At 28.9% G+C, this 11043-nt stretch carries 16 protein-coding genes; 2 read left to right on the top strand and 14 right to left on the bottom strand.

The features are described from left to right. Nucleotides 1–412 precede the first annotated feature (412 nt). The 5 genes from KQI88_RS18375 to KQI88_RS16220 form a co-directional block, all read right to left on the bottom strand. The gene (locus KQI88_RS18375; protein WP_281417629.1) at nucleotides 413–535 is read right to left on the bottom strand and encodes a hypothetical protein; all 123 of its coding nucleotides are present in this window, start codon (nucleotides 533–535) and stop codon (nucleotides 413–415) included. A 201-nt stretch (nucleotides 536–736) separates the two neighbouring features. Then, nucleotides 737–952 (bottom strand): alpha/beta-type small acid-soluble spore protein, encoded by a 216-nt coding sequence (locus KQI88_RS16235; RefSeq protein WP_216419118.1) that lies wholly within the window; start codon nucleotides 950–952, stop codon nucleotides 737–739. A 166-nt stretch (nucleotides 953–1118) separates the two neighbouring features. Next, nucleotides 1119–1472 (bottom strand): spore coat protein, encoded by a 354-nt coding sequence (locus KQI88_RS16230; protein WP_216419116.1) that lies wholly within the window; start codon nucleotides 1470–1472, stop codon nucleotides 1119–1121. A 233-nt stretch (nucleotides 1473–1705) separates the two neighbouring features. Then, nucleotides 1706–1930: a phage scaffolding protein gene (locus KQI88_RS16225; RefSeq protein ID WP_216419114.1), complete on the bottom strand. Its 225-nt coding sequence runs from the start codon at nucleotides 1928–1930 to the stop codon at nucleotides 1706–1708. A gap of 154 nt (nucleotides 1931–2084) precedes the next feature. Next, complete coding sequence (locus KQI88_RS16220; RefSeq protein WP_216419111.1) at nucleotides 2085–2669, bottom strand: ATP-dependent Clp protease proteolytic subunit; 585 nt, start codon at nucleotides 2667–2669, stop codon at nucleotides 2085–2087. Between the two features lie 223 nt (nucleotides 2670–2892). Here KQI88_RS16220 and KQI88_RS18715 point away from each other — a divergent pair, with 223 nt between their 5' ends. Next, a complete protein-coding gene (locus KQI88_RS18715; RefSeq protein WP_216419110.1) occupies nucleotides 2893–3039 on the top strand; it encodes a tyrosine-type recombinase/integrase in 147 nt (48 codons plus the stop codon). Nucleotides 3040–3183: 144 nt separating this feature from the next. Here KQI88_RS18715 and KQI88_RS16210 read toward each other — a convergent pair whose 3' ends face one another. The 9 genes from KQI88_RS16210 to KQI88_RS16170 all read right to left on the bottom strand — a co-directional run bounded on the left by KQI88_RS16210 (nucleotide 3184) and on the right by KQI88_RS16170 (nucleotide 10089). Next, nucleotides 3184–4419, bottom strand: a complete 1236-nt coding sequence (locus KQI88_RS16210; protein WP_216419108.1) for an AI-2E family transporter — start codon at nucleotides 4417–4419, stop codon at nucleotides 3184–3186. Nucleotides 4420–4624: 205 nt separating this feature from the next. Further along, a complete protein-coding gene (locus KQI88_RS16205) occupies nucleotides 4625–4792 on the bottom strand; it encodes a YtxH domain-containing protein (protein ID WP_216419106.1) in 168 nt (55 codons plus the stop codon). Nucleotides 4793–4838: 46 nt separating this feature from the next. Further along, on the bottom strand, nucleotides 4839–5375 hold the full coding sequence (locus KQI88_RS16200) for a PRC-barrel domain-containing protein (RefSeq protein WP_216419104.1): 537 nt from the start codon (nucleotides 5373–5375) through the stop codon (nucleotides 4839–4841). A gap of 118 nt (nucleotides 5376–5493) precedes the next feature. Beyond that, the gene (nifU, locus tag KQI88_RS16195) at nucleotides 5494–5937 is read right to left on the bottom strand and encodes a Fe-S cluster assembly scaffold protein NifU (protein WP_456298292.1); all 444 of its coding nucleotides are present in this window, start codon (nucleotides 5935–5937) and stop codon (nucleotides 5494–5496) included. Further along, nucleotides 5934–7115 carry a cysteine desulfurase NifS gene (nifS, locus tag KQI88_RS16190; RefSeq protein WP_216419100.1) on the bottom strand — a complete coding sequence of 394 codons (1182 nt, stop codon included), beginning with the start codon at nucleotides 7113–7115 and terminating at the stop codon, nucleotides 5934–5936. The genes nifU and nifS overlap by 4 nt, the downstream gene beginning before the upstream one ends. Before the next feature lie 70 nt (nucleotides 7116–7185). Further along, nucleotides 7186–7635 (bottom strand): RrF2 family transcriptional regulator, encoded by a 450-nt coding sequence (locus KQI88_RS16185; RefSeq protein ID WP_216419097.1) that lies wholly within the window; start codon nucleotides 7633–7635, stop codon nucleotides 7186–7188. A 186-nt stretch (nucleotides 7636–7821) separates the two neighbouring features. Beyond that, nucleotides 7822–8049 (bottom strand): hypothetical protein, encoded by a 228-nt coding sequence (locus tag KQI88_RS16180; protein WP_216419095.1) that lies wholly within the window; start codon nucleotides 8047–8049, stop codon nucleotides 7822–7824. Nucleotides 8050–8139: 90 nt separating this feature from the next. Continuing rightward, nucleotides 8140–8964 carry a dTDP-4-dehydrorhamnose reductase gene (gene rfbD / locus KQI88_RS16175; RefSeq protein WP_216419093.1) on the bottom strand — a complete coding sequence of 275 codons (825 nt, stop codon included), beginning with the start codon at nucleotides 8962–8964 and terminating at the stop codon, nucleotides 8140–8142. Between the two features lie 123 nt (nucleotides 8965–9087). Next, the gene (locus tag KQI88_RS16170; RefSeq protein WP_216419092.1) at nucleotides 9088–10089 is read right to left on the bottom strand and encodes a glycosyltransferase family 4 protein; all 1002 of its coding nucleotides are present in this window, start codon (nucleotides 10087–10089) and stop codon (nucleotides 9088–9090) included. A gap of 177 nt (nucleotides 10090–10266) precedes the next feature. Between KQI88_RS16170 and KQI88_RS16165 the strand changes: the two genes are divergently transcribed. Continuing rightward, the gene (locus KQI88_RS16165; protein WP_216419090.1) at nucleotides 10267–11031 is read left to right on the top strand and encodes a CAP domain-containing protein; all 765 of its coding nucleotides are present in this window, start codon (nucleotides 10267–10269) and stop codon (nucleotides 11029–11031) included. The last annotated feature ends 12 nt before the right edge of the window (nucleotides 11032–11043 follow it).

Genomic DNA, 11043 nt, shown 5'->3' with positions numbered 1-11043 from the left:
AACTTTAACAAATTTTATTACAATACAGTTATTATCTATATTGTAATGAATTTAATTAAAAAACACTTTATCAAATTAAATAATTTATATTTGTTAGGTATTTAATTCATTCTCCATCCGTATCATCTATCGTTGTTTCAAACAATTTATCTAAACTTGGAAAGTTTTTTGTACTAATAACACTCAATTTCTGGCCAAGTGCTTTTTGTACTTCCTCTAATATCTCATAGGATTCATTTTAAACAATTTTATTTTAAATATGATAAACTTATAGGTACTCACAAAATAATTGATTGTGGTTAACTCTGTAGCTTGTTTCAACTTAAAAAGACATAAAAAAAGAGGGTAAAGCCTAAGCTTCGCCCTAATTCTGTTTCCTTTATCTTTTACAATCACAAAACTCACGTTCGCATCAACATCCAAATCTACGTTCACGTCCACATACACAACATAATATAATAATTAGAAAGATGAAGAAAAAGAAATTATTTCCGCACCCTCCAAAAAATCCATCTTTTTCAACGATTTGACTCATATATTTCACCTGCCTTTTTAAAATAAAGTAGTCAGGAATCTATAAGCTGTGAATGAACCTCTAAAATTCTAGCCTTATTTATTTTTTCTATTAGCAACTTTATCTTTAGTTGCAATATATATTATGAAACGACCTATAGATTGTGATATATCCGTATAAAAATAAAAAAAGAGGGAACCTTAGCTACCCTTTACTATTTAATTATTTTTTATTAATCAATTGATTTTGTCCCATTTCTACTAATCTTCTTGTCATGTTACCTCCAATTTTTCCACCAATTTTAACCTGCTCATATACAAGTGAATCGTTCTTATCTTCAGTAATATTGTCCGTAACACCTAATTCGTCGGCTATTTCAAGTCTCATTTTATTTAATGCTTTTGCTGCATTAGGATCTAATGGTCCTCTTCTACTCAAATTAATTCACCTCTTTATATTTAATCAATCTTATTTTTTGCATAATATTTATTTAAATACTAGACAATTATTAATATCTGCAAAAATAAAAAACAGGGTAGCCTAAGCTACCCCATCATTTTCCTTCAGCCTTTCATTCAGCAACTCTCATCCTGACACAGTTTGATTAAATAATAGTACATAAAGGTACTCTAACTAGAACTAGTCGATCAGTTGCATTTTCAACATTAAACACTAAGAATACATTTGCTCCTACTACAAATGCACAAATAAGGTTTACTCCTGTTCCTGTAGGAATTGTGGTAACTATTTGACAACGCATAACTCCTGCTGCTATTAGCGCTGCTGCTTGAGCTGCTGTTATCTCTATTATAATCACTTCTTCCACCACATTACCCATAACTTCTATTTCAATTTCTATAAGCAAGAAGAATCTTCCATCTATCTGAGCTACACATGTTGCACCTATACTAATTGGATCGTTGCACCTTTGTGTATTAATTTCTTGGTTATAATTCATTATTCTCGCCTTCCCTTTTTTTATATTAGAAAAGTTGCTTACTGCTTTGCTTCTTTCCCAATACAAGTATATTGCGGACTGGCAAAAGTGTTACTAAAAAATAAAAAACACGGGTATCTCTACACCTAAACTTGGTAATTACTCTATCAAGTGTTTTACATCAAAACACTATTTTTATTGAGTAGATTTCATATTTTTATAAATTATATAAAAAAGAGGGTAAAGTCTAAACACTACCCTAGTTCTTCATTACCTTTTACCTTATCACCTAAATCATTAAGTTGTTTGTATCTTTCTTTAATGTCAGGTCCAAGTTGTTTTTTAGCTTCCAATACTTCATTGTACTTATCCTTAGGAATTAGATACTTTGGTACTTCTTTATTTATATCTCCTACAATCTCATCAACCTTTATATCTTCAATTCCTACTTTTTTAGGTAACACCTTTAACCAATCCATATTTCATACCTACATGCTTTTTTATACTGATCAGTGCCAGTCTTTGATTCTTGTTCTTTATGCTCTACAATACTAAAAATAGCAAAAACAACAAGCCTTATTTATAAGACTTGTTGTTCTATATTTCCTATATATAGATTAATACCCTGATAAATTATAGATTCGTTAGTTCCTCATATTTCGAAATAACTTGATTTACTATTCCATAGTCAATTGCTTCATAAGCGTTTAACCAATAATTTCTATCTGTGTCTTTTTCTATTTTTTCTAACGATTGACCAGTGGCTTCACTGATTATGCTATTAATCCTCTTACGTACTTTCAATATCTCTTTTGCTTCAATCCCAATATCTGTAGCTTGACCACTTAAGCCACCTAATGGCTGATGTATCATATACCTTGTGTTTGGTAAAGAATAACGATCTTGTTTTTTAGCCGCAAGATATATTGTGATAGCAGCACTTGCAACCCAACCAGTACCAATTACAATAACACGTGGTTTAATAAACTTAATCATATCATGAATTGTATCACCAGCTTCTACATGACCACCTTGACTGTTGATAAATAATTTTATTGGTTGATCTCCCATTTCTTGTAGAATTAAAAGCTGTGTAGTTATTTTTTCTGCTAAAGCTTGATTGATCTCTCCAGAAATTATGATTGATCTAGATTGCAATAGTTTTTCTAGCACTAAACTTGAAGTTTCTTTTTCTTGTTTCTGTTCTTGATTGTTCATGGTATCATTCTCCTATCAATTAATATATTTAAATCTAATGATAATAATATATTATTATCAACTATTTTTAATTTAACTAATTATAACATAATTAACTAAAAATTGTTAATCATAAGATAAAAATATCACCTTTAAATTTAAGCATAATAAAAGCACCTACTGTTTTTTCTTAGTAAGTGCTTAGTTAAAAGTTTTAATATTATTAGTATCTTCAACGCCGTTATTGTATTCTTCCTCAACAACAGCATTTAATATCATTGATATATATGATATAACTATTCATGATTTAAGACATACGTGTGGCACTTCTTTGATTGCTAAAGGAATAGATTTTAAAACTACTGCACAACTTCTAGGACATGATGTATAAATAACTATGAAAATTTATAGTCATGTCAATCAAGATATGATTGATAATGCTACTAGAGTTGTGAATGATTATTTTAAAAATTTTTGATTATTATTTTTGACGTTTTTTCTAAAATAGCTATTTTAAAACCTATTAATGAGCATATCAAAATTTTGCAATATAATTTATAAAATGCTTTCCAGTCACTTTAATTACTCCAGCTATAGGCACTGCAATTAAAAGTCCAAATAAACCAAAAAATTTTCCTGCAATAATTAAAGATAAAATAACAACAATAGGATGGATACCCACTTTATCAGAAATAATTTTTGGTGATATAATAGCACTTTCAACTTGCTGTATAATTATAAATATAACTACTACCCATATTACTTTATTCAATCCTCCTAAGGATGCAAAAACTGCTGCAGGTATTATTCCAACTATTGGTCCAAAATAAGGAATTACATTTGCTATTCCCGCAATCATACCAACTAATACTGCAAATTCTACTTTCAAAATTAAAAGAGATATAGTAGTTAAAAGTCCTACTATTCCTGCAACAATCAGTTGTCCTCTTATAAATCCACCCAGAACTTCATCAATGTCTTTGGCAACATCAATTACTCCTTTTCTCAAAAATTTAGGTATACTTAAAATTAACATCTTTTTAAATTTATCTGCATCTTTTAAAAAATAAAATGCTAATATTGGAGTCAGCACTATATTTACTATCTTTGAAAGAGTTGTGAGCATTAAATTTGTTACAGAAGATATAATTCTTAATATAAAATCTTCAAGCCTATTTCCATTAAATTTTAATACTTCTTTTACTCCATTAAATTCTTTTGGTAAATTGTCTATACTACTGTTATATTTTACATATTTATCATATATGTATCCATAGCTTTCATTCCCAAGCTTTGGTAATGACTCTAATAATTTTTTAATTTCAAAAGTCATTTTGGGCACTAAAGTAACGGAAAATATAAAAATAATTGTAGCTATTACAAAATAAACAATAAATACTGACCAAAATCTTTTTATACCTTTTTTCTCTATATAACTAACAAGTGGATTCAAAGTATATGCCAATATAATTGCAAATAAAAATGGTGATAATATTTCATACATTAAACTTCCAGACTGAAATATTACAATAACTGCAATTATCAATATAAATGATAATATAAAATAAACAATTTGACGTTTTCCAATATTAATTCTTTTTTTAGAATCTATATGTTGATTACCAATATGTACAAGAAAATAAATAATAAAAAATAGTAACACAACGATTAAAAGCTGCATAAAAAATTGCAAAATATTCGTGAATCCATTATTTTCAGCTAAATTTTTAAAACTTTTAGAAATGACCTGTATTGTTTTGCTATTTTCCATTTTTTCACCCCTTTATGTTTAATATGTAATATTTAATAAATATATAATCATGTTTTATAAAAAAATCTTCTGATTCTACCTCATAGATTTATGGAGTACTTTAAAATTTATATTTTCTCACCCTATGAGAAATTAATGGAATACTTTTAATTTAGTAAAGCCTCTATCGCAAGGGTAGAGGCTTTACTAATATTTAATGCATTCACTAAAACATATCAAGTCCTTTCATAATACCTAAAGCACTTAGAGCTCTTCTACCATTTTTCATCATTCGTTTTCTTTCTCTAGGTTTCATATTTGCTGCTGCATACATACCTACTGCCGCGCCAGCAATTCCTATTGCAATAAGTCCTCTTGTCATATTTCTATGCATACATTTCACTCCTTTTCTATATTATTATTTATATGTTTTGCTAGTTTTATCGATCTATACCAAGCATTTTTTTCAATCCACCTTGCTGAGGTAAAATTTTTAATTGGTCCTTATTATTTAACATTATTTTATACTCATAAAAGTTAATTCCTTCAACTAAAGGTAAAAATGAATACCCATTTATTAGGTCATCAAACAATCCTTCGCTCATAATAAATCCTAAAATTTTTCCACTTCTTATTTGTAATAATGCATCCTTTATTACTCCAATTATTTCGCCAGTGTTTGAATATATCTCATATCCAATTATTGGTTTATTATTAATTGCATCTTTTATCTCTGCTATTTGATCTACACCTACAATATCATTAATTGAATATATTAAAATACCTTCTTCTGTAATGTTTTTTATTTTTGTGTAAGGAAGAAATTTTGTATATTTTATTGAATTTATTTGTTGTAAATAAAGCCCCAATATACGAAAATCCTTAAAGCAATAGATTATATCTTTTATTTCATAGCTTAAGGGCTCATGATCCTCTTTTAAAATAGGTAATCCAATAAGATCGGTTTCCTTAATCATTGTATCCCTCTTTTCTTCTCTATTCACTATTTTTGCTCAAAAAAATAAAAAAATGCAGGCAATACCTGCATTTTTTAGATAAAATATGAATGATTAATTAAGGTTTCCAAATTAAAAATTATTCTTCTTCTCCATGGTCATGGTGGTCATGATCTTCATCGGGATCAAATCCATCTAATTCTTCATAAACTAGATTTCTTTCCTTTGCATAGTTATATATAGCTGCTTTTACTGCTTGTTCTGCTAATACAGAGCAATGCATTTTTACGGGAGGAAGTCCATCAAGAGCTTCTGCAACAGCTTTATTAGTTAATTTTAATGCTTCTTTTACCGTTTTACCTTTAATCATTTCAGTTGCCATACTTGATGTTGCAATAGCAGAACCACATCCAAAGGTTTTAAATTTCACATCTGTAATAATATCATTGTCAATCTTTAAATACATTTTCATAATATCTCCACATTTTGCATTACCAACTTGACCTACTGCCTCAGCATTTTCTATCTCTCCAACATTTCTAGGGTTCATAAAATGATCCATTACTTTTTCACTATACATTATTTGTTTCCTCCCTTTACCTTTTCATACAAAGGTGACATTTGCCTTAATCTATCAACAATTGGCGGTAATTTTTCAATAACATAGTCTACATCTTCTTCTGTGGTGAAATCACCTATTGTTAACCTTAAAGATCCATGAGCTACTTCATGGGATAGTCCAATTGCCATTAGCACATGAGATGGGTCTAATGAGCCTGATGTACAAGCTGATCCACTTGATCCAGCAATTCCTACCATATCCAGACTTAATAAAAGTGACTCACCTTCTATAAACTCAAAAGATAGATTTACATTTCCAGGTAATCTTTTTGTAGGATGTCCATTTAATCGTGTATACGGTATTTTCTCCATAAGTTCATTAATCATTTTATCTCTTAATCTAATTAACTTATTAATATGATCTTCTATATTTTCATAGGCCATTTCTGATGCTTTCCCAAAGCCTACTATTCCAGGTATATTTTCAGTACCCGCCCTTCTTCTTTTTTCTTGGGCTCCACCATGAATAAGCTGATGAATTTTTGTACCCCTTTTTATATATAGTGCTCCTACACCCTTTGGTCCATAAACCTTATGAGCAGAAATAGACATTAAATCAACACTAAGGTCAATAACATCAATAATTTCGTTACCATAGGCTTGTACAGCATCTGTATGAAAAATAACTCCTTTTTCTTTAGATACCTGAGCAATTTCTTTTATAGGCTGTATTGTTCCAATCTCATTATTAGCATATATAATAGTAATTAAAATAGTATTATCTTTAATAGCATTTTTTACATCATCTACATCAACTAATCCATATTGATCTACATCTAAGTAAGTTACTTCAAAACCTTCTTTTTCTAAATATTCGCATGTATGCAGCACTGCATGATGTTCAATTTTAGTAGTTATGATATGATTTCCTTTAGCTTTGTTTGCAAATGCAACCCCTTTAATAGCCCAGTTGTCAGCTTCAGATCCGCCACCTGTAAAGAAAATCTCATCAGATTTTGCATTTAATGTTTTTGCTATCTTATCTCTTGCAGTATCCAGTACACTTTTTCCTTGTCTACCAAAGGAATGTATGCTTGATGGATTACCAAATTCAATATTGAAAAATGGAAGCATTTCTTCTAATACCTCTTTTTTCATAGGTGTAGTTGCAGAGTAATCAAAGTAAACTCGTTTATTCATGTAACCCTCTCCTCATAGCGTATATTGACATATTGATTGAAATTATTTATTTAAATTTTTTAGCATACAATTATATATAATACATATAATTATCTTTATTTCCTATTCTCTCGTAATCATCTAACATATCTTGAAGTGTAATAGAATCAATAACCTCACTAATACTTAATCGTATTTTTTCCCATACTATTCTAGTTACACAACAATCAGCTCTATCGCATGCTGATGGTTCATCCTCTAGGACACAATCTGACGGACCAAGAGGGCCCTCTAAAACTCTAATAATATCACCAACTGTTGTTTTAGATGGGCTATCAGCTAACATATATCCACCTTGAGCACCTCTAACACTTTTAACTAATCCTGATTTTCTAAGACTTGCAATTAATTGCTCCAAATAATGATCTGAAATTAACTGTCGTTCTGCAACACTCTTAAGAGAAATTGGTCCATCTCCATAATGTATTGCTAAATCAAACATTGCTTTTAAGCCATATCTCCCCTTAGTAGAAAGTTTCATTTCGCCCCTCCTCTAATTCCAAGTGAAATGATTGGAATTCTTCAATAATTATATTATACCCTACTATTTTTGTCAACATTCATTGGTAATTTTTATTAAATTTTTTAGTGATTATATAATGTTTTATTTAACTTAATTGTAAAATTAAAGAGAGGCTTTGCCTCTCTTATTATTCTACTATTTTATTTAAATTTCTAATTCTTCTATATCTTCTTCTATAATTTCCTCATTTTTTATTGAACTATACTCTTGACATATACACTTTTCCTCTTGCACTATATGTTCTACTGTAATTTCCTCATCTAAAGATTTACTTAAAACCTCGTCTACTTGCATGTATTCATTGCTATCTACATTTTCTTTTGTCTTTGGATAATATTCAATACGAACTGGTTTTTTTACATAAACCTTCACTATTAACCCCCCTTTAAAAACATTTAAATAAATACCTTATTTATTATATGCTCAATAAATTATATTGCTAATATCAAAATTCACATACAACTAAGTAAAAGTCAGATATTCTTCTACCGCTTCTTCCCATGATCTTAATCTAATATAAGAACTATTATTTAAACTAATATTTTCAGGTCTTTTAGCCATCAACTGCAGATCTTTAGAGTTTATAGGAACAACTTTTACTTCCATTTCTTTTATTTTGAATATATATTGAACAAATTCATACCAAGAGCAGCTTCCCTTGTTCACTAAATGATATATTCCATAATCTTCGTTGTTTAAAAGCTGAATCAATGCTGTCGAAAAGTCTGCTGAATAGGTAGGACTTCTTTTTTGATCACTTATAATATTTAAAATTGTATTAGTGTTTGTTAAATTTGTAATTGCTTTTATAAGATTTTTACTTCTATGCCCAAATATAGATGATGTTCTTACTATAAAATATTTTTCTAAATTTTTTTTCACAATTAACTCGCCATTATATTTAGACATACCATAAACATTAATAGGATTTGGTGTATCATACTCATTGTAAGATGATCCCTTAACTCCATCAAAAACATGATCTGTACTGACATATATTAATTTTGTGCCTATTTTTTCAACTGCTTTTGTAATATTTTCTGTACCATTAGTATTAACACTATAAGCTAAATCTGGTGTCTTTTCACATCCATCTATATCCGTATAAGCAGCAGCATGTATAACAAATTCAGGTCTAATACTATTTAAAATTTCATAACAAGAATCTAAATTAGTTATATCTAAATCTTTCCTTCTTAAAGACACAATATCAAAATCAAGTTTTTCTAAATCTTTACTTAGTTCATATCCTAACTGCCCAGATCCACCTAATATACAAATCTTCATTAACTTCACCTCATCAGTTTAATTTTCTTCATTTATTGGATAATTATATGTAATATACTTACTACTTAGTAATACTTTTTAATAACTTTATTAGGTGTAATCTTTAAAAGGGTATTATATTTTCTAATTTAATAAAGTTCTATAGGCATCTATTATAGAATCGGCTATATCCTCCCACAGAAAATTATTTACAATATGATTCTTTAAATTATAATCTTTATTCTTACTTAATAATGCCACTATTTTTTCTAATATATTGTGATCATCATCCCATGTTGAATACTCTACATAATCTTTAAAGTACTCCTTGGTACTTCCTTCTGGTGTTGTAAGTATATTACACCCAGCGATTCCAGCTTCTAAATTAACCAGACCTGGAGTCTCATACCAACTAACAAGACAATGAACCTTAGCTGCTCTATAGGCTGAAACTAACTCTTCATGATTTAATCCATTTATATGTATTAAAAATGGATTTTCATCTTTACACTTATTAAAGTATTCTATATCATTTACTGGACCTATCATTACAAAAGGTATATCTATACTCTGGCATATTTTTGCAAGTGTTAGTTGATTTTTATGTGGGCAGATTCTACCTACAGATAAAACAAAATTTTCATTATTAATCTCATATCTATCTAAAAATTTTTCGGATTTTCCTTCAGAAAAACAAGCATCTACACCATTATATACAATTTTACACGGTCTTTTAGTATTGAAATCTTTCTTTATAATATCTAACTCAATCTTTGAACTTGGTAAAATCAGATCTACATTTTGCATAACTTCTTTTCTTAATACATTATCCATATTCCAACGATTTATAAACTTTGCTTTATTAAAGTTTTTATATAAATATATACCATAATTCCAATATATAGGAGACAAAACAATCTTCTTTTTAAAATCTTTACTCCGTTTATAATATCGATATGTATCTCCAATACGAATAGTATTAAAAATATGGACTAGGTCATACGGCCTTAAATCTTCGTGTTGATTACTGGAAATTACAACATCAATACCTTTTCTTTTTAAATATTCTACAGTTTTAGTAAATTGAATTGAATCTCCCCCTATATTACTTTTATAGTCATTTCTTATATAAGCTAATACTTTCATATATATTCTCCTCATAACTGTAATTTCAGTACAAATAAAGCTTCTGATTATTTTATTAACTTACTAGATTTAACTTATGTTCAATAAATTACCACAAAAAAAATGTCGAATTGTGTTGAAATCTTAACTTTGTTACTGTATTATAATGACAAGCCTAAATTAAAGGGAGGAAATATAATGAAACTTAAAAATTGTAAGAGGTTAGTATTACCTACAGTTATGGCGGCTCTATTAGTTTCTATGCCTGTGACATCTAGTGCTTACACAAAATACATTAATGTATCTAATGTTGCAGGAACTACTTATTCAAATAGTGCAACTATACGACAAAACAATGGATACTTTAAGGTTGTAAGTAAACCAAATCAAACAACAAAAAATTGTCCTGTTGTATCCATAGGAAAATATCCTAAACCTGAAACTAATACTAATAAACCTGTAGAAGTACCGTCAGACAACACAACTAAACCAGTGGAAAAACCAGCAGAAAATGTTAAGCCTAAACCACAGGAGCCACAACCAGATACTAATACTGGATCTAACACAGGATCTACTTCTAATGGAAAGCATTCATTAACTGCATCAGAAATTCAGATGATTGAATATGTAAACAAAGCAAGACAAGATGCTGGGTTGCAACCATTACAAATAGATGTTGATCTATCCTATGTTGCTAGATTAAAATCTCAAGATATGAGTGATAACAAGTATTTTTCTCATGATTCCCCGACATATGGATCTCCATTTGACATGATGACTAAATTCGGAATTAAATATCGTGGTGCAGCTGAAAACATAGCAAAAAATAGTAGTGTTGAAGCCGCTCACAATGCACTTATGAGATCACAAGGTCATAAAGAAAACATTTTAAATCCTACTTATACTCATATTGGAGTTGGTATTCATAATGGACATTACACTCAAATGTTTATTAGAAAATAATTAATTTGAATA

It is taken from the genome of Alkaliphilus flagellatus, from assembly GCF_018919215.1.
In the GTDB taxonomy this organism is placed as follows: domain Bacteria; phylum Bacillota; class Clostridia; order Peptostreptococcales; family Natronincolaceae; genus Alkaliphilus_B; species Alkaliphilus_B flagellatus.
Note: the sequence above shows the minus strand (reverse complement) of the source record. Positions and strands in the feature narration are given on the sequence as shown.

Excerpts from the sequence above, each read along its gene's own strand:
- KQI88_RS16185 (WP_216419097.1), bottom strand. The coding sequence starts at position 7,635 with ATGAAACTTTCTACTAAGGGGAGATATGGCTTAAAAGCAATGTTTGAT.
- nifS (WP_216419100.1), bottom strand. The coding sequence starts at position 7,115 with ATGAATAAACGAGTTTACTTTGATTACTCTGCAACTACACCTATGAAA.
- KQI88_RS16200 (WP_216419104.1), bottom strand. The coding sequence starts at position 5,375 with ATGATTAAGGAAACCGATCTTATTGGATTACCTATTTTAAAAGAGGAT.
- KQI88_RS16225 (WP_216419114.1), bottom strand. The coding sequence starts at position 1,930 with ATGGATTGGTTAAAGGTGTTACCTAAAAAAGTAGGAATTGAAGATATA.
- KQI88_RS18375 (WP_281417629.1), bottom strand. The coding sequence starts at position 535 with ATGAGTCAAATCGTTGAAAAAGATGGATTTTTTGGAGGGTGCGGAAAT.
- KQI88_RS16165 (WP_216419090.1), top strand. The coding sequence starts at position 10,267 with ATGAAACTTAAAAATTGTAAGAGGTTAGTATTACCTACAGTTATGGCG.
- KQI88_RS16220 (WP_216419111.1), bottom strand. The coding sequence starts at position 2,669 with ATGAACAATCAAGAACAGAAACAAGAAAAAGAAACTTCAAGTTTAGTG.
- KQI88_RS16210 (WP_216419108.1), bottom strand. The coding sequence starts at position 4,419 with ATGGAAAATAGCAAAACAATACAGGTCATTTCTAAAAGTTTTAAAAAT.
- rfbD (WP_216419093.1), bottom strand. The coding sequence starts at position 8,964 with ATGAAGATTTGTATATTAGGTGGATCTGGGCAGTTAGGATATGAACTA.
- KQI88_RS16170 (WP_216419092.1), bottom strand. The coding sequence starts at position 10,089 with ATGAAAGTATTAGCTTATATAAGAAATGACTATAAAAGTAATATAGGG.
- KQI88_RS16230 (WP_216419116.1), bottom strand. The coding sequence starts at position 1,472 with ATGAATTATAACCAAGAAATTAATACACAAAGGTGCAACGATCCAATT.
- KQI88_RS16205 (WP_216419106.1), bottom strand. The coding sequence starts at position 4,792 with ATGCATAGAAATATGACAAGAGGACTTATTGCAATAGGAATTGCTGGC.